Origin of the sequence: Actinokineospora spheciospongiae (assembly GCF_000564855.1) — a bacterium.
Taxonomy (GTDB): domain Bacteria; phylum Actinomycetota; class Actinomycetes; order Mycobacteriales; family Pseudonocardiaceae; genus Actinokineospora; species Actinokineospora spheciospongiae.
Genome location: NZ_AYXG01000205.1, coordinates 12,851 through 29,645, shown reverse-complemented (window position 1 = coordinate 29,645; position 16,795 = coordinate 12,851). Strand labels below are relative to the sequence as shown.

General features: G+C 72.7%; 16 protein-coding genes and 1 pseudogene. 6 read left to right on the top strand and 11 right to left on the bottom strand.

From position 1 onward, the window contains the following. The 3 genes and pseudogenes from UO65_RS37000 to UO65_RS26010 all read left to right on the top strand — a co-directional run. Nucleotides 1-856 (top strand): annotated as a pseudogene (locus UO65_RS37000) (sigma-70 family RNA polymerase sigma factor); the annotation flags it as partial. An 11-nt stretch (nucleotides 857-867) separates the two neighbouring features. Beyond that, nucleotides 868-1,410, top strand: a complete 543-nt coding sequence (locus UO65_RS26015; RefSeq protein ID WP_035287485.1) for a GtrA family protein — start codon at nucleotides 868-870, stop codon at nucleotides 1,408-1,410. Between the two features lie 28 nt (nucleotides 1,411-1,438). Continuing rightward, nucleotides 1,439-1,936, top strand: coding sequence for a GtrA family protein (locus tag UO65_RS26010; protein WP_035287483.1), 498 nt, complete (start codon nucleotides 1,439-1,441; stop codon nucleotides 1,934-1,936). A gap of 39 nt (nucleotides 1,937-1,975) precedes the next feature. On the opposite strand, the gene UO65_RS26005 is transcribed toward UO65_RS26010, so the two are convergent. Both UO65_RS26005 and UO65_RS26000 read right to left on the bottom strand, forming a co-directional pair. Next, nucleotides 1,976-3,268 carry an ATP-binding protein gene (locus tag UO65_RS26005; RefSeq protein ID WP_035287481.1) on the bottom strand — a complete coding sequence of 431 codons (1,293 nt, stop codon included), beginning with the start codon at nucleotides 3,266-3,268 and terminating at the stop codon, nucleotides 1,976-1,978. Between the two features lies 1 nt (nucleotide 3,269). Then, nucleotides 3,270-3,938 carry a response regulator transcription factor gene (locus UO65_RS26000; protein WP_035287478.1) on the bottom strand — a complete coding sequence of 223 codons (669 nt, stop codon included), beginning with the start codon at nucleotides 3,936-3,938 and terminating at the stop codon, nucleotides 3,270-3,272. Between the two features lie 39 nt (nucleotides 3,939-3,977). Between UO65_RS26000 and hisN the strand changes: the two genes are divergently transcribed. Then, nucleotides 3,978-4,754 carry a histidinol-phosphatase gene (hisN, locus tag UO65_RS25995; protein ID WP_411431375.1) on the top strand — a complete coding sequence of 259 codons (777 nt, stop codon included), beginning with the start codon at nucleotides 3,978-3,980 and terminating at the stop codon, nucleotides 4,752-4,754. Between the two features lie 25 nt (nucleotides 4,755-4,779). Here hisN and UO65_RS25990 read toward each other — a convergent pair whose 3' ends face one another. From UO65_RS25990 to UO65_RS36195, 6 genes are all read right to left on the bottom strand, one after another. After that, nucleotides 4,780-5,130, bottom strand: a complete 351-nt coding sequence (locus UO65_RS25990; RefSeq protein ID WP_052021785.1) for a hypothetical protein — start codon at nucleotides 5,128-5,130, stop codon at nucleotides 4,780-4,782. Then, a complete protein-coding gene (locus tag UO65_RS38345) occupies nucleotides 5,127-7,934 on the bottom strand; it encodes a TNT domain-containing protein (protein ID WP_052021784.1) in 2,808 nt (935 codons plus the stop codon). Before UO65_RS38345 ends, UO65_RS25990 begins: the two co-directional genes overlap by 4 nt. Before the next feature lie 9 nt (nucleotides 7,935-7,943). After that, a complete protein-coding gene (locus UO65_RS25975) occupies nucleotides 7,944-8,264 on the bottom strand; it encodes a WXG100 family type VII secretion target (RefSeq protein ID WP_035287476.1) in 321 nt (106 codons plus the stop codon). Continuing rightward, nucleotides 8,264-8,707, bottom strand: coding sequence for a YbaB/EbfC family nucleoid-associated protein (locus tag UO65_RS25970; protein WP_200873467.1), 444 nt, complete (start codon nucleotides 8,705-8,707; stop codon nucleotides 8,264-8,266). The genes UO65_RS25975 and UO65_RS25970 overlap by 1 nt, the downstream gene beginning before the upstream one ends. 141 nt (nucleotides 8,708-8,848) lie before the next feature. Then, entirely contained in the window at nucleotides 8,849-9,490 is a 642-nt protein-coding gene (locus UO65_RS25965) for an adenosylcobinamide amidohydrolase (RefSeq protein WP_233427843.1), read from the bottom strand. Between the two features lie 19 nt (nucleotides 9,491-9,509). Further along, nucleotides 9,510-10,364, bottom strand: coding sequence for a helix-turn-helix domain-containing protein (locus UO65_RS36195; protein WP_152552275.1), 855 nt, complete (start codon nucleotides 10,362-10,364; stop codon nucleotides 9,510-9,512). A gap of 559 nt (nucleotides 10,365-10,923) precedes the next feature. Between UO65_RS36195 and UO65_RS25955 the strand changes: the two genes are divergently transcribed. Then, on the top strand, nucleotides 10,924-12,459 hold the full coding sequence (locus UO65_RS25955) for a peptide deformylase (RefSeq protein ID WP_035287473.1): 1,536 nt from the start codon (nucleotides 10,924-10,926) through the stop codon (nucleotides 12,457-12,459). Between the two features lie 34 nt (nucleotides 12,460-12,493). On the opposite strand, the gene UO65_RS25950 is transcribed toward UO65_RS25955, so the two are convergent. The 3 genes from UO65_RS25950 to UO65_RS25940 all read right to left on the bottom strand — a co-directional run bounded on the left by UO65_RS25950 (nucleotide 12,494) and on the right by UO65_RS25940 (nucleotide 14,894). Continuing rightward, nucleotides 12,494-13,435 carry a hydroxymethylglutaryl-CoA lyase gene (locus tag UO65_RS25950; RefSeq protein ID WP_035287471.1) on the bottom strand — a complete coding sequence of 314 codons (942 nt, stop codon included), beginning with the start codon at nucleotides 13,433-13,435 and terminating at the stop codon, nucleotides 12,494-12,496. Between the two features lies 1 nt (nucleotide 13,436). Beyond that, the gene (locus UO65_RS25945) at nucleotides 13,437-14,003 is read right to left on the bottom strand and encodes a PH domain-containing protein (protein ID WP_035287468.1); all 567 of its coding nucleotides are present in this window, start codon (nucleotides 14,001-14,003) and stop codon (nucleotides 13,437-13,439) included. An 81-nt stretch (nucleotides 14,004-14,084) separates the two neighbouring features. After that, entirely contained in the window at nucleotides 14,085-14,894 is an 810-nt protein-coding gene (locus UO65_RS25940) for a biotin--[acetyl-CoA-carboxylase] ligase (RefSeq protein ID WP_035287465.1), read from the bottom strand. Between the two features lie 254 nt (nucleotides 14,895-15,148). On the opposite strand from UO65_RS25940, the gene UO65_RS25935 reads away from it, so the two are divergent. Beyond that, on the top strand, nucleotides 15,149-16,786 hold the full coding sequence (locus tag UO65_RS25935) for an acyl-CoA carboxylase subunit beta (protein WP_035287464.1): 1,638 nt from the start codon (nucleotides 15,149-15,151) through the stop codon (nucleotides 16,784-16,786). Nucleotides 16,787-16,795: the final 9 nt, after the last annotated feature.

Here is a 16,795-nt window from a genome sequence, read left to right as displayed (position 1 = left end):
GGCCCCGGCGCCCCCGCCGCCACCCGCACCGGCACCCGCGCCCGCGCCGAACCCGCCGCAGGCGCCACCCCCGGCGCCCACACCGGTCCTCGACGCCGCGGGCCCGGTCGCCCCGCCGGTCCTGGTGCCGGGGCGACCCGCCGACATCGTCATGACCGTGCGCAACACCGGCGGCAGGACGTCCGGTCCGGTGACGGCGGTCCTGCGGCTGCCCCAGGGCGTCCGCGCCGTCGCCGAGCGCGCGCTGGCGGTGCGCTGCCCCGGGGGCGCCGGGACGATCACCTGCACCGGCGCGGGCATCCCCCCGGGGGAGACCGCGTCGTTCAGCTTCACCGTGGTGGCCGACCCCGGTGCCCGCGACGGCGTGATCACCGGCTCGGTGACCGCCGAGGGGGTGACCCCGACGAGCTTCAGCATCCCGGTGCGGGTCGCCCCGCCCGCGCTCAAGGACGCCGTGCGGGTGCTTGCCGCGCCCCGCCCCGGCTTCCCGCACGGCGAACCGGCGCTCGACGTGCGGGTGCTCAACACCGGGGAGAGCAGCGAACCGGTCACCATCAGCTTCGACCGCCTGGTCCACCGGGTCGCGTCGGCGACCCCGGTCGACTGCACCCGCGCCCACGAGCGCTCCACCTGCACCACCCGCGGCCCGCTCGCCCCCGGCTCGACCCTGGCGCTGGTCGCGTACACGCACCCGCCCGGCTGGGAGGACCGCTCGATCACCGTGACGGCGGTCCTGGGCACGGCGAAGGACAGCGCGGTCGCGTGGATTCCGTGGTGGTCGTGGTCGGTCCCGACGAACCGGTCGGACCGGACACCGGAGCCGGGCAGCGGGACACCGGGCGTCCATCCTGGATAGACTCCGCCGCCATGGCCTTTGTCGAGAATGTGCTCGCCCGAATCCCGGAACCGGTGCGGGCCATCCTGGTCAGGCACCGGGAACTGCTCAAGTTCGCGGTCGTCGGCGGTATTTGCTTCATCGTGACAATCACGGTGAACTACGTGCTCAAATTCACCGTGCTGAACCGCAATCCGGTGACCGCGCAGGCCATCGCGGTCATCGTCGCCACCATCGCGTCCTACGTGCTCAACCGCGAGTGGTCCTTCCGGGAACGCGGCGGCCGGGAGCGCAGGCACGAGGCGGCGCTGTTCTTCCTCATCAGCGGCATCGGCGTCGGCATCAACTCGCTGCCGCTGTTCCTGTCCCGCTACGCGCTGCACCTCCAGGTCCCCAACGTGACCCTGATCACCCAGGAGGTCGCCGACTTCGGCTTCGGCATCGTGCTGGGCACGGCCCTGGCGATGGTCTTCCGGTGGTGGGCGTTCAAGAAGTGGGTGTTCCCCGACGCCGAGGCCCGGGTGCGCCCGCTGCGGGCGGTCCGCCCCGCCGGCGACACCGAACGGGCGGCGTAACCGCAGGTCCTTCGCCTAGACTGCGCCGGTGACCGTAGTCGAGTCGGTGTTGGGCGTGCTGCCTGCGCCACTGCGAAACCTGCTGCTCAAGCACCGCGAACTGCTCAAGTTCGCGGTGGTGGGCGGCACGACGTTCATCATCGACAACGTCATCTGGTACGTCCTCAAGCTGACCGTGCTCGCCGACAAGCCGATCACCGCGAAGGCGATCGCCATCATCGTGGCCACCATCGCGTCCTACGTGCTCAACCGCGAGTGGTCGTTCCGGATGCGCGGCGGCCGGGAGCGCAGGCACGAGGCGGCGCTGTTCTTCCTCATCAGCGGCATCGGCGTGGGCATCAACCTGATCCCGCCATTCGTCTCCCGCTACGTGCTCGACCTCGAGGTGCCCAACGTCACCCGGGCGGTGCAGGAGATCGCCGACTTCGCCAGCGGTTCGATCATCGGAATGCTGCTGGCAATGTTCTTCCGCTTCTGGGCATTCCGCAAATGGGTCTTCCCGGATGAATTGGAACACCGCCGTTGAGCGGGGCCGACAAGAACCAGCGGGGACGAGCGCGCTGAACTAGCGGGGCGAGCGTTCCGCCGGCCATTTCACCCCGCGCACGTTGCCCGCCTTCGGCACCGGCAGGAACACGGTGAACGTCGGCGGCCGGGCCGTCGACAGCTCCAGCCTGCCGCCGTCGGAGTCGACCAGCGCCCGGGCCAGCGCCAGGCCGAGGCCGGTGGAACCCGCGCCGGACACGCCGCGGTCGAAGATGTGCGGGGCCAGCTCGTCGGGCACCCCCGCCCCGCCGTCGCTGACCTCGATGACCACCGTGTCGGCGCGCGCCGGGTCGCCGGTGCGGGCGGCCAGGGTGACCGCGCCCGCGCCGTGGCGCAGCGCGTTGTCCAGCAGCACCCCGATCGCCTCGCGCAGCCGGGCCGGGGTGACCCTGGCCAGCAAACCCGGGGACAACCGGGCCCGCAGCGCCCGCCCCTCCGACCGGAACACCCCGCGCCACTCCTCGACCAGCCCGGACAGCTCCTGGGCCAGGTCCACCGGTTCGGCGCCGACCGCGCGGGCCTCGCGGGCGGCGGCGAGCAGCTCGTCGAGCACGTCGGCCAGCCGCTCGGCCTGCTCCAGCGCCTCCCTGGCCTCCGCGGCGGCGTCGGCGTCCGGGATGGACGTCAGCGCCTCCAGCCGCAGTTGCAACGCGGTCAGCCTGCTGCGCAGCTGGTGCGACACGTCGCCGACCAGGTCCCGCTCGCGCTGCACCAGTTGGGCCAGCGCGGTCGCCGACGCGTCCAGCGCCTCGGCGACCATGTCCAGCTCGAACAGGTCGTAGCGGGCCCGGTCCAGCCGGAAGTCGCCCGCCCCGAGCCGGGTGGCGCGCTCGGCCACGTGCCGCAGCGGCCGGGCCAGCCTGCGCGCGGTGACCATCGCCACCACCGTGCCCGCCGCGATCGTCAGCACCACCACCAGCGACACCAGCACCGTCACCTGGGTCTGCCTGGTCCGCAGCGGCCCGGCGTCGAGCAGCAGCCGGACCCGGCCCTGCCCGACGATCGACAGCTCGTCGGTGGTCACCATGTCCTCGACCAGCGGGGCGCCGTAGCTGCGCTCGCCCTCGCCGGGGATCGACACCACCAGCCGCCCGCCCGGCGGCACCGCGAGCTGCACCTTGGACAGGTCGACGCGGCGGCCGTTGGCGATCTCGTCGTCCAGGGTCGCCGCGATCTGCTGGCCGCGGGTCTGCAGGTCCTCCTTGGTCAGGCTCTCCACGACCTGCAGGGCCGTGTAGCCCAGCGGGATGCCCAGGGCGCAGGCGGTGACGGTGACCGCGAGCAGGATCGCGAGCAGGATGCGGCGGCGCACGTCACTCCGCGTTGAAGCGGAAACCGACCCCGCGCACGGTCGCGATGCGCCGCTCGGAGAAGCGGGGACCGCCCTCGCCGAGCTTGCGGCGCAGCCACGACATGTGCATGTCCAGCGTCTTCGACGTCTTCAGCTCCGGGTCGCTCCACACCTCGGTCAGGATTTCCTCGCGGGTCACCACCTGGCCCGCGCGCTGGATCAGCACCCGCAGCAGCTCGAACTCCTTGTTCGCCAGGGTGACCTCCGCGCCGTCCACGGTCACCACCCGGGCGGCGAGGTCCATCCGCACCCCGTTGACGTCGATGGCGCCCGGGGCCTGGCGGCGCAGCAGTGCCCGAATCCGGGCCAGCAGCTCGGCCAGGCGGAACGGCTTGGCCACGTAGTCGTCGGCGCCCGCGTCCAGCCCGACGACGAAGTCGACCTCGTCGGCGCGCGCGGTCAGCATCAGGACCGGGATGCCGCGACCGGCGGCGCGCAGCCGCCTGCACACGTCCAAGCCGTCCAGGCCCGGCAATCCCAGGTCGAGCACCAGCAGGTCGGGCACGCCGGTCGAGGCCATCTCCAGCGCGCTCTGGCCGTCGGAGACGACGTGCACCTCGTAGCCCTCCCGGTGCAACGCCCGGGACAGGGGATCGGCAATGGCCGCGTCGTCCTCGGCCAGCAGCACCACACTCACAGGACACAGCGTAGGCGTGGCACCATCGCTGCCGTGTCAGCCGACCTCACTTTCGCCCTCCGGCTCGCCGACGCGGCCGACGGGATCACCCGTTCGCGGTTCCGCGCGGCCGACCTCACCGTCGAGCGCAAACCGGACCGCACTCCCGTCACCGACGCCGACACCGCCGTCGAGGACGCCGTCCGCGCCCTGCTCGCCGAGGCCAGGCCGGGCGACGCGGTGCTCGGCGAGGAGCGCGGCGGGGAGGTCGGCGCGGGCCGGGCCTGGGTGCTCGACCCGATCGACGGGACCAAGAACTTCCTGCGCGGCGTCCCCGCCTGGGCCACGCTGATCGCCCTGGTGGAGGACGGCGCGCCGACGGTCGGCGTGGTCAGCGCACCCGCCCTGGGCAGGCGCTGGTGGGCCGCCCGCGGCGAGGGCGCCTGGCTGGGGCAGGACGGCGCGCAACCGCGCAGGCTGACCGTGTCCGGCGTGCGCGACCTGGGCGACGCCTACCTGTCGACCACGCACCTGGGCACGTGGACGGAACACCACTCGCGCGAGCACTACCTGGCCCTGGTGGACGCGTGCTGGGAGAACCGGGCGTTCGGCGACTTCTGGCAGCACTGCCTGGTCGCCGAGGGCGCGATCGACCTGGCCGCCGAACCCATCGTGAACCCGTGGGACGTGGCGCCGCTGCAGGTCCTGGTGGAAGAAGCGGGCGGCCGGTTCACCGACCTGGGCGGGATCGCTCGGTTCGACGGCGGCACGGCCCTGTCCTCCAACGGCCACCTGCACGACGCCGCACTGGACGTCCTGCGCCGCGACTAGGCCTGCGGCAGTCCCTTCGGCGCGGCTAGTCCTTCGGCGCGGCCTCGTCGACCACCGGCGGAACCCGCCCGGTCTCGGGCTCCGCGGCCCCGCCACCGCCGGTCTCCCCGGCGACCGGGAGGACGCCGACGACCCCGCGCACGACCTGCGACCAGGTCAGCCTGCCGAACAGGTAGTGGCAGGCGACCTGCTCGCTGGTGAACCGCGCCCAGTCGTAGCGGTTGCCCTGCTCGCGCCAGAACACCTCCCACCCGGGGGTCTCCGGGTCCGGGTCGGCCACCAGGCACCAGGTGTTGTCGGCCTCGACGCCGACCGAGACGACCCCGGCCGGAACGCCCACGGCGGCCAGCAGCTCCACGACGGACTCGGCGTTCACGCCCGGACCTCCCCGGTGATGTCGATCAGGTAGCCCAGCGCCACCAGGTCGGCGGCGGACCGGGTGGCGCGCAGGCGGTCACCGCCGCCGGGCTGGGCGAACCAGGCCGCCGACACCGCGCGCCACACCGGCAGCGGCCGCAGCACCCGGTAGCGGTGGTACCCGGCGGTGAGCAGCGCGGGCGGCAGCGAGCGCCGGGCGAACGGGGTGCCACCGGCGGCGAACACCCGCCCCTCGGCGGTGCCGAACCGGTCGACGACGGTGCCCACGGCGAGCACGTCGGGCTCACCGGCCGCCACCCCGCCCTCGGGGAAGACCTCCCCGGGCGGCCAGGCGTACTCGGTCGCGGACGCCGGGTCGTTCGGGTCGTACGGGCGGACCAGGAACCGGCGGTCCCAGTCCCGCTCGTGCTCACCGCCGAGCGGGTCGTACCCGTCGGCGAGATGACCGGCGGGGACGGTGGAAGCGGTGGGTGCAGGGGACGAGATCCGGGTGGTCAGGTCGATCAGGTCGGACCGGGGGTGGTCGTCCGGCGCGAACCGGCCACCCGCCGCGTAGTCGAGTTCCACGGGCGGCGCGGCGAGCTGCCGGGCGGGCGCGGCGCTGGCGACCGGCAGGTGCCCCAGCGGGAACAGGCCGACCAGGAACAACGCGAGCGCGGGGTCCTGGTCGGCGCGGCCCGCCCGCGGCGCCGGTGCGGCGGCGAGCCCACCGGCCGCACCGGCGGCGGGCTGCTGCGCCCCCGCGGCGCGGCCGTCCTGCCCACCACCCGGACCGCCCGCCGAACCACCGCTCGGGCTGTTGGTCGAACCGCCTGCCGGGTCGCCGGTCGGGCTGTTGGTCGGGCTGTTGGTCGGGTTGCCGGTTGGGCCGCCGGTCGGGGCGGAGCCCGCGGGCCTGCCGCCGAGCAGGTCGACCAGCTTGGTCTGCCGGGCGTCGGTCGGGGTCTCCGGCGGGGTCTGCCCCGCCAGCGCGCCCTGGATGCCGACGGGCACGACGCCGCCGACCTCGTCGGGTTGGTGCGAGACCGGGGTCGCTGTGGCCTTGTCCGGCTTGGCGGTGCCCGGTTTGCCGTGGTCGGTCGCGGTCACCGCCGGGTCCGCGCCCGCCAGCCGACCGCCGCCCGAACCGCTCGCGCCACCGGCCGCGGCAACCGCACCGGCGGCGGCCCTCGCCCCGGGTTCGGTGCGCGCTCCCCCCGGCTCGGCACGCCCCGTCGCAGCACCACCCGCCGCACCGGAGCCACCGCCGGGACCACCTGAACCACCGGGACCACCGGAAGCACCCGGTCCACCCAGGGCGGCTCCAGCAGCCGGAACAGCCCCGGCAACCGGGGCGGCCGGGCGCCCGACAACCGCTGCCGACGCGCCGGGACCCCCGCTCACCGGAGCCGGGGAAACCGGTCCACCGCCACCGACAGCACCACCAACCACAGCACCGCCACCAGCAAGAGCACCACCAACACCACCGCCGCCTGCTCCGGCACCACCACCCGCGAAGGCGCCGCCGAGGTTCTGCTGCGCGGGCGGCACGGAACCGGCAACCGGCGCCGCGGTGTGCGCCGGGGCGTCGAGCACCGCCGCGGACGCGGCCCGCACGGCGTCGTGGTTCACCGGCAGCTCGGCCGCGACGTGACCGGGCAGGTCCACCGCCCCGGAGACCACCGGCGCCAGCGGACCGGCGCCCGACGGCACCGGACCGGACGACCCCCGACCGGGCGGTGGCTCGTGCCCCGCCTGCGAACCGGCGTGGTCGGTGCCCCGGTCGACCGCACCCGCGGTGTTGTCCACGACCTGCGCGACCGGGCCCGGCGGCCCGCTCCCCGGCTGCGCGCCGACGACGTTGTCGACGGTGCCGGAGGCCGTGTCGACCACCCCCGCGGCCGTGTCGACGACCCGGCCCGCGCCGTCGAGGGCGCCGCCGACCGGCCCGCCCGCCGGGGTGCCGGTGAGCGCGTGGTCGACCCCGCTGACCAGGTTGTCGACCAGCGGCAGACCGGTTCCCCCGGTGGCCCCCGCACCGGCCGGGGCGCCCGGCCCGCTGTCGCCGAGGACGGGCAGCGCCTGGTTCGCGACGGCGTGCTGCACGCCCCTGACCATGGTGTCGACGACGGGCAGCCCGGTGGGGCCGCCGTTCCCGGTCAGCCCGGACACCACGCCGGGGACGACCCCGGCCAGGCCCTGCCCGGCCTGGCCCGCGCTGCCGCCGCCGACGAGGTTCTGCACCGGGGCGGGCAGGCTGGCACCGATCGGTCCGCCGGGCGCGCCCGGGTTGGGGTCGACCACGTTGGTGAAGCCCGCGGCGCCGGTGCCGGGCAGCACCGAGCCGACCAGGGTGTCCTTGATGTGGGCGACGTTGGCGGCGGTGCCGCGCAGCGCCGTCTCCAGGCCGAGCAGCGCGTTGGGCAGTCCCGCCGCGGCGGCGCTGTGCGCGGCGTCGGTGTTCTTGGCCAGTTCCACCAGGTTGCGCACGATGGCGACCTTGGCCTCGCCGACCTGCTGGGCGGCGTGCTCCAGCTTGTCGGCGTTGGCGGTGCAGGAGGTGATCGTCGCGGTCAGGTGCCCGGTGTCCGGGGTGACGAACCGCTCCCAGTGCCGGTTCGCGGCGTCGCCCGCCTCGCCCGCGAAGCTCGACAGCGCGGTGCGGGCGGTGCCGTCGGCGTCGCCCGCGAGCGAACCCATCCGCACGCCCGCCTCGCGCCACGCCCCCGCGGCCTGGCGCATCCTGTCCTCGTCGGCCTCCGGCCAGACGACCCCCGCGGCGGCGGCGACCGACACCAGCTCGGCGGGCAGCTCGATTCCCATCCCGGTCCCCTACGCGTCCGCTGAGCCGATGGTCCTGGCGTTGTCGGCGTCGCCGCCGCGGTAGCCCTCGGCCGTGCCGAGGAACCGCCCGCCGACGTCACCGAGCCTGCCCGGCAACGCACCCAGGTCACCGAGGGTGTCCCGCGCGGCCCCCAGGTACCCGGAGGCGAAGCTGCGCCCCACCTCGTCGCCGCCCCAGCACTCCCCGACGGCGCTGAGCACGTCGTCGAGGTCGCGGTGGATGGCCCCGGCCCGCTGCGCGAGCGCGTCGAACTGACCCGCCCGCGCGGCCAGCGCGTCGGCGTCGGCGCGGAAGCCCTCCCCGGCCATCAGGCCCTCCTCGGCGAGTCGGACTCGAGCCAGCTCACGTGCTCGAAGCTGTCGTCGGGATCGGCGACCGGGCGCGGCGGCGCGACCTCGGCCGGGGTCAGGTCGGCGGTGCCGCGCAGCAGCGCCTCCGGGTCGGTTCCCGAGGGCAGCACCGGCGCCACCACGTGCCCGGCCGCCCGCGCCGCCAGCGCGTCGGCGGCCGCGGTGGTGCGCACCACGACGGTGGCCAGCTCGGCGGGCCGGTAGCGGCGGTAGGCGCCGTCGTCGATGGTCAGCGCGGTCAGCGCGCCCTGGGCGGAGACGGTGGCGGTGACCAGCCCGCACGGGCTGGTGGCGGACTCGCTGATCGCGGCGAGCGCGGTGTGCACCCCCGCGAGCTGGTCGCGGCTGCGCCGGTAGTCGGCGAGGAGTTCCTCGACCTGCGCTGCGTGGTCAGCCACCACGGCCACCTCCGCTGGGTAGTCGGCGCCTGCACGGTCCCCGGTCACGCGTTGGACGGGTGGAGGGGGCGGCCGGTTCCACCCCGCGCCGGTGATTCTCCAGCGCCACCCGCACGGCTTCGAGCCCGCGCCGCAGCACCCCCGTCACCGCCGCCCGAACAGCGGCGACGACCCCGGCGGGCGCAACCCGGCAACGACGGCGGCCCGCACCGCCCGCGCCAGCGGGGCCCCGACCGCCGACCGCGGCCCGCCGTACCGCTCGACCGGACCGCGGGTGGGGCACAGCAGCACGGTCGCGTCGGTGCAGGTGCCGGTCCCCGGCACCCCGGACTCGACCAGGGCCTGCGCCTTGGCCTCGGCGACCGTCGCCACGGCGTTCACGAGCGCGGCGTCGACCAGCCGGACCGGGAGCAGGCACACCGCGTTGATCGTCCCGACGGCCTGCGCCGTTTCGCCGCTGGGTTCAGCGGCGGCCCAGGTGGGCGCGTCCCCGATCCCGGTGGTCACCCAGGCGGAGACCCCCGCGTCGCAGTGGTGCCGGACCAGGCGGACGTCGACCCCGGTGAGCAGCCCGCACCCGGCCCCGCGCAACCCGATCCGGTCGGCGATCTCCCGCAGGTGGACCTCCGGGTCGTCGCGGTCGTAGCTCAACGGCACGGTGGCGTTCACGACCCAACGCCGCTCGCCGATACCGCCACCGAGCGGCCCGGAGGAAATGGCGAGCACCGGCTCGGGCGGGCGCCAGAGCAGGACGTGCCCCTCGTCCGCGACCAACTCCGGCTCCACATGCACCTCCGGTCCCGGTTCAGCGGCAAGCCTGGATCTGCCGCAACAACGCCTCGCGCGTCTCCCCCGCGCTCAGTGCCATTCCCTCGAGTTGCCGCAGGTGAGCCGCGCGCCCCTGGTTCTCCAGCACGATATCGGTGTCGTGGTGGGTGAGGTGGACCACCGGCGGGAAGTGCGCGACGTCCAGAACGCGGCACCCAGGCCAGGTCACCACGGTGTCGGGGAACAACCGAATCCCGGGCAGGTGGTCCCGGAAGAGGTGGAGGAGTTGTGCGCGGTGGTCGCGCTCGGGCAGACCGGGATTGCCCAAAGCCCGGGGGTGGATCAAGAACCGGCTGTTGCGCAACGCCGCCGCACGGACCGCCGGGTCGGAGTGGGGATTCGCGCCCGTGGCGTGTTCGACGGCCCGATCGTACTCCGCTGTCCGAAGTGGACCGGGGATCAGACCGGGCTCGAACCAGGTGATCTCATCCGCGAGCCCCTCGATGTCCCGAAGGGGGTTCTTCCCACCGCCCGGGCGAATGATCCACTCGGTGAGTTCCGCGGTCCTGGCCCACTCGTAGAGCGTGGGACGGCGCCCGGCGGGAACGTCGAGCAGTGCGCAGAGACCGCCGACCTCCAGCGCGGTCGGCACCCGGCGGCCCGTCATCACCCGGTTCACCATCGCCGGACTCATCGAAATGGCGGCCGCCAGGGCCCGGGTGGTGAACCCACGCGCCCGCCGGGCGCCGTCGAGTTCGCGGGCGAGCAGCAGGCCGCGCAGGGTCTTGGCCCGGACGACGTCGTGGTCTTGCGTCGTGGTGGTTGCGGGCATGGCGTTGTTCCTCGGAATCGATTCGTGTTCGGAGAGCGGCGGCGGGATCACCACGGGCATGAGGCGATCCCGCCGCGGGTGGGCTCGTGCGGTTGTGCTTCAGCCAGTCGATGGGATCGATCAGGTGGACCCGGTCAAGGGCAGTCGACCGCCGAATTCAGCAACCGGATACGCGGCCGCCACCAGTGCGATCGCACAATCCGGGCACAGGAGCTTGCCCTCTGGTCGTGACGGCGCCGCCGTGTCCACGGGTATCCGGCACAAACCCCGCATGTCGAACGACCCACCCACCGCACGACGGTCCAAAACCACGTGCGCGCGATCCAACCAATAGGGACTGATCCCCCAATAGACCAACGGAAGACTTCGCACCGTCTCCACCTCGCGTCTGTGTTCCGGTTCCAGCGGGCACCACCGTCGCGGTCATCGATCAGTTCCCGGGCCGGCAGCAGGCGACGAACGCGGACCCGGCACCGGGTGCGCGGCTTCCACCCTTGTCGCAGGCAGTGCTGTGGTCGCTGCGTTCACACCGCTATGTTCCGACGAAGACATGGGTGGACGGCAGGTTGACCAGTGGTCATGTGGCGTTCATTCCATTCACGTCGGGGAAGGAGACGTCGTGGCGACAACAGGCGCAGGTGGACGGGGCAACCCGAGTGAGGCGTTCATCGCGGAGCTCCGCCACTGGCGGGAAGTGGCCGGTATGTCACAAAAGGCGCTCGCCGGAGCCGTCGGGTACGACCCGTCCTACGTGAGCAAGGTCGAGCGCGGCAGCGTCATGCCGAGTCGCAGCTTCGCGGAAAGCGCCGATCAGCACATGCGGGCGGGGCGCGCATTGATCCGACGGTGGAATGACCTCCATGGGAGCACCGTTCGAGCCGGACCGCAGGAGCGGGCCACGGAGCGCGGGGCACCGGATGACCCCCAATCGGCTCCCGGCCCATCCCTGATCGTCGAGCACGAACTCGCAGAACTTTCCTACATCGAGACAGGTCATGGACCGATGTGGAGAACCCACATCCGGAGGCAACTCCACAACGTCGGAACCGAGCCGGTGACCCAGTACTTGATCCGCATCGCGGTCGACCGCTTTCCAGGCGAACCGGAACGATCGAACCGACTCTACCGCGAAGACCCATTGACCTGGGACGAAGTAGGCCTCCGCGCACGAAGCGGAGACGAAGCCATGACCTGGAGTGTCAAACACGACCGAGACGCTTTCAAAGAGCTGTGGCTTCTCTTCGAGAACGAGGATGGACGGTTCCCGCTCTACCCGGGAGATTCGACCTGGATCGACTACACCTACACGGTTGCGGCCCACAAATGGGGACCGTGGTGGCAGCGCGCCATTCGCCTGCCGACGCGGCGACTCAGCATGGCAATCGACTTCCCAGCCACGCTGGACCCGGCACTGTGGGGCATGGAGACGTCCATGTCCGCAGAAGCCCACGCGTTCCGAACGCCGATCAGACGCGACTCGGACACCGACCGCGCCATCTTCACGTGGTCCACAGAAGATCCGCCGTTGCACGCCCGTTACCGCATCGAGTGGAAGTTCCGCACCACCGACAGCGACATGGACAAGCGAAGGAGACCAGTGAATCCGGCCGACAAGATGCGTGAACTCGGGATCATCCAAGAAGGTGCCACCGTCTTGTCCGAAACCGCACAGCGCTTCGACCTGCCAAGAGACGCCGAAGATGTTCGACGCGCACTAGCGCGAATAACGGCCACCATGGAACGGGTTCGCCAGGTCCACAACTTTTCCAAGGGGATGGGCTTGGCTGCACCACAGGTCAACCTCAGTCGCGCCATGGCTGTTGTCAGGACTCCGTCAGGCGAGTCGCTGACTCTGATCAACCCCCGCATCATCGAGCAGTCCACCGACGGCGACGAGCAATACGAAGGATGTTTGAGCTTTTTCGACGTACGTGGAATGGTGCCGCGACCGCACACGATCGAAGTTGAGCACCAGACCATCGAAGGTGAAACGCGGATCACCGTTTTCGAGCGCGGAATCGCACGACTCGTCTGCCATGAAATAGATCATCTGCATGGCGTGCTCTACCGCACGCGGATGCGACCGGGAATGACCCCCATCCCGGTGTCCCAGTACAGGGGCACCGGGACTCAGTGGTCGTACCCGACATCCTGACCGCGCAATACCGGTGAAGAGTCCGGGATACGAATCAGCCGCGCAGGGCCTGAACCACGCGGGAAGGGCTGGGGCGGCCGAGGCGTTCGGCCATCCAGGCGCTGGTGTCGGCCAGGGCGTCCAGGTCGACGCCGGTCTGCACGCCCAGGCCGTCGAGCATCCAGACCAGGTCCTCGGTGGCGAGGTTGCCCGTGGCGGATTCGGCGTAGGGGCAGCCGCCGAGGCCGCCCGCGGAGGAGTCGACCGTGGTGATGCCGAGGCGCAGGGCGGCGAGGGTGTTGGACAGGGCTTGGCCGTAGGTGTCGTGGAAGTGGACGGCCACCGACCCCAGGGGCACGCCCGCGGCGGCGACCTCCCCGACCACGGCGGCGACCTGGCCGGGGGTCGCCACGCCGATCGTGTCGCCGAGGGACAGTTCGGAGCAGCCCATCGACACCAGTCGGGCGCCGACCGCGGCGACCTGGGCCGCGGGTACCGGGCCCTCCCACGGGTCGCCGAAGCACATCGACACGTAGGCGCGGACGTCGAGGCCTTCCGCGCGGGCCCGGGTGACCACGGGCTCGAACATGGCGTACTGCTCGTCCAGGGTGCGGTTGAGGTTGCGCTTGGCGAAGGTCTCGGTGGCGCTGCCGAACACGGCGATGTGCCGCACCCCGGCGGCCAGGGCCCGGTCGAGCCCGCGCTCGTTGGGCACCAGGACCGGGTAGCGCACGCCCTCGACCGGCTCCAGGCCCGCGAGCAGTTCCTCCGCGTCCGCGAGCTGCGGCACCCACCTGGGGTGCACGAAGCTGGTGGCCTCCAGCGTGGTCAGGCCCGCCGCCGCCAGCCTGGCCAGGAACTCCAGCTTCACCTCGACCGGGACGACCGCCTGCTCGTTCTGCAGGCCGTCGCGGGCGCCGACCTCCCAGATGGTGACCCGGGGTGGCAGGCCCTGCGCCGGTACGCGGTCGGGGAGGCCGACGTCCCTGGCCCCCACGTCAGCGCCGTCCGCGCGGCTCGTAGCCCTGGTCCGGGTAGCCGTGCGGGGGCAGGTCGGCCGCGGGGCGGGCGAAGTCGTCGTTCGGGTTGTCGTTGACCTCGCGGTAGAGCAAGGTGTGGACCTTCTCCACCGAGGGGATGTCGTAGAACTCCAGGGGCTCCTGGGAGCTGGACTCGATGATCAGGGTGCCGCAGCCGACGACCCGGTCGATGAGGCCGTGCTCGAAGCGGACGCTGCTGATGCGCGAGAGCGGGATGTCGATGCCGGTGCGGTTGACGACACCCATCCGGGCCATCACCCGGTCGGTGGTGATGATGAAGTGGGTCGTGCGCCAGCGGATGAACGGGGCGACGAACAGCCAGGCGATGAGCACCACGGCCAGCGCGGCGATGACGATCCAGGCGATGTTCGCCCACTCCAGGTCCTGGGCCAGGACGGCGAGCCAGGTACCCACGCCGAGGACGACCACCAGGCAGAAGTACGGCAGCAGCAGCATCTTCCAGTGGGAGTGCTTGTGCAGCACCACCTGCTCGCCCTGGCTGAGCAGGTCGTCGGGGTACGCCACGTCGTCCTCCTGGTCGTCGCTGCTGACGCGATCACCGTACCCGCGCGGCGGCCCCCGGGTCCCGGGGTGGCGGGAAGTCGTTCAGGCGAGGTCGCGCACGTGGACGACGTCGCCCGCGGACAGCGGGCGGCGGGTCCCGGCGATGTCCACGACCACCTGCCCGTCGGCGTCGACGTCCACGGCGAGGCCGCGCAGTTCGGAGCCGTCGGGCAGCTCCACCCGCACCCGCCTGCCCAGCGTGGAGCAGTGCGCCCGGTAGAACGCCAGCAGGCCCGCCCCGCCCAGGTCGCCCCCGGCGGCGCGCCACGCCCGCTCCGCCTCGTCGAAGGCGCCCAGCAGGGCGATCGCCGCCGCGGCCCGGTCGGGGTCGCCGCCCTCCTGGGCCAGCGAGGTCGCGGGCAGCCCACCCGGCCCGGCCGGGACGGCGGTGCCGAGCGGGCCGACGTTGAGGCCGATGCCGAGCACCACGGCGGGACCCCCGGCGGTGGTCACGACCTCGGCGAGCACCCCGGCGCACTTGGCCGGGTTCGTCCCGGCGAGCAGGTCGTTGGGCCACTTCAGGGTGGCGGTGACCCCCGCCGACCGCGCCGCGCGGACCAGCGCCACCCCGGCCACCAGGGCCAGGGTGCCGAACTTGGCGACCGGCACCCCGTCGGGGCGCAGCAGCACGCTCAGGTACAGCCCGCTGCCGGGCGGCGACACCCACGTCCGGGACCGCCTGCCGCGCCCGGCGGTCTGCTCCTCGGCGATCAGCACGCTGCGGTCCGGCGCCCCCCGCTCGGCGGCGGCGACCAGGTCGGCGTTGGTCGACCCGGTGGCGGCCACCACGTCGACCTCGGCGTAGCGGTCGAGCAGGTGCGCGCGGAGGTCCTCGACGTCGAGTTCGGACATACCGAGCAGCGTAGGGCGTGTCCCGGGAGCCCCGCGCCGAAGCGGTCCCGATCGGGTGACGCCCCGCGCCGGGGGTGGGGTCCGGCGCCGCCCCCGGGGACCACCCGGTCGGAGCGGGAACGGGCGGGTCCCGGGGAGCGGCGCCCACAGCCTCTTACCTCCACCGCGCTGGAGGTCAAGAGGTTGTCCGCAACACCGTGACGTCCCCTACGTGCACTGCTGCGACGGCCTCCGGGTCGCTAGGGTGCAGCCTCATGAGCAGTGCGACCGAGCCGATCGGCCAGGCCCCCGCGGACGAGCCGGACCTCCACACGACCGCGGGCAAGCTGGCCGACCTGTACCGGCGCGACGACGAGGCGATCCACGCCGGGTCCGCGCGCGCGGTGGAGAAGCAGCACGCCAAGGGCAAGTTGACCGCGCGCGAGCGGATCGACCTGCTGCTGGACCCGGGTTCCTTCGTGGAGCTCGACGCGTTGGCGCGGCACCGGTCGACCAACTTCGGCCTGGAGAAGAACCGACCCTACGGCGACGGCGTGGTGACCGGGTACGGCACCGTCGACGGCCGCCCGGTGTGCGTGTTCTCCCAGGACGTGACCGTCTTCGGCGGTTCGCTCGGCCAGGTCTACGGCGAGAAGATCGTCAAGGTGATGGACCTGGCGATCAAGACCGGCCGCCCGATCGTCGGCATCAACGAGGGCGGCGGCGCGCGCATCCAGGAGGGCGTGGTCTCCCTGGGCCTCTACGGCGAGATCTTCACCCGCAACGTGCGGGCCTCGGGCGTGGTCCCGCAGATCTCGCTGATCATGGGCGCGAACGCGGGCGGGCACGTGTACTCCCCGGCGCTCACCGACTTCATCGTGATGGTCGACCAGACCTCGCAGATGTTCATCACCGGCCCGGACGTGGTCAAGACCGTCACCGGCGAGGAGGTGACGCTGGAGGAGCTGGGCGGCGCCCGCACGCACAACACCAAGTCCGGTGTGGCGCACTACATGGGCGCCGACGAGGAGGACGCGATCGGCTACGTGAAGGAGCTGCTGTCCTTCCTGCCGTCGAACAACCTCACCGAGGCGCCGGTGTTCCCCGGGTTCGTCGAGGAGGGTTCGGTCCTCGACGGCCTCGGCGAGTCCGACAACGAGCTGGACACGCTGATCCCCGACTCGGCGAACCAGCCCTACGACATGCACGAGGTCATCAACCGGGTCATCGACGACGGTGAATTCCTCGAGGTGCACCCGCTGTTCGCGCCGAACCTGATCGTCGGCTTCGGCCGGGTGGAGGGGCGCAGCGTCGGGGTGGTGGCCAACCAGCCCACCCAGTTCGCGGGCTGCCTGGACATCGACGCCTCGGAGAAGGCGGCGCGGTTCGTGCGGACCTGCGACGCGTTCAACATCCCGGTGCTGACCTTCGTCGACGTGCCCGGCTTCCTGCCCGGCACCGACCAGGAGTTCGACGGCATCATCCGGCGCGGGGCGAAGCTGATCTACGCCTACGCCGAGGCGACCGTCCCGCTGGTCACCGTGATCACCCGCAAGGCCTTCGGCGGCGCCTACGACGTGATGGGCTCCAAGCACCTGGGCGCGGACATCAACCTGGCCTGGCCGTCGGCGCAGATCGCGGTCATGGGCGCCTCCGGGGCGTCGAACATCCTGCACCGGCGCACGCTCAAGGCGGCGATGGACGCCGGTGAGGACGTCGACGCGCTGCGCGCCAAGCTGGACCGCGAGTACGAGGACACCCTGCTCAACCCGTACCAGGCGGCCGAGCGCGGGTACGTCGACGCGGTCATCCCGCCGTCGCACACCCGGGGCAACGTGGCGCGCGCGCTGCGAATCCTGCAGGACAAGCGTGAGAGCATGCCGCCCAAGAAGCACGGCAACATCCCGCTGTAAGGAGACCGC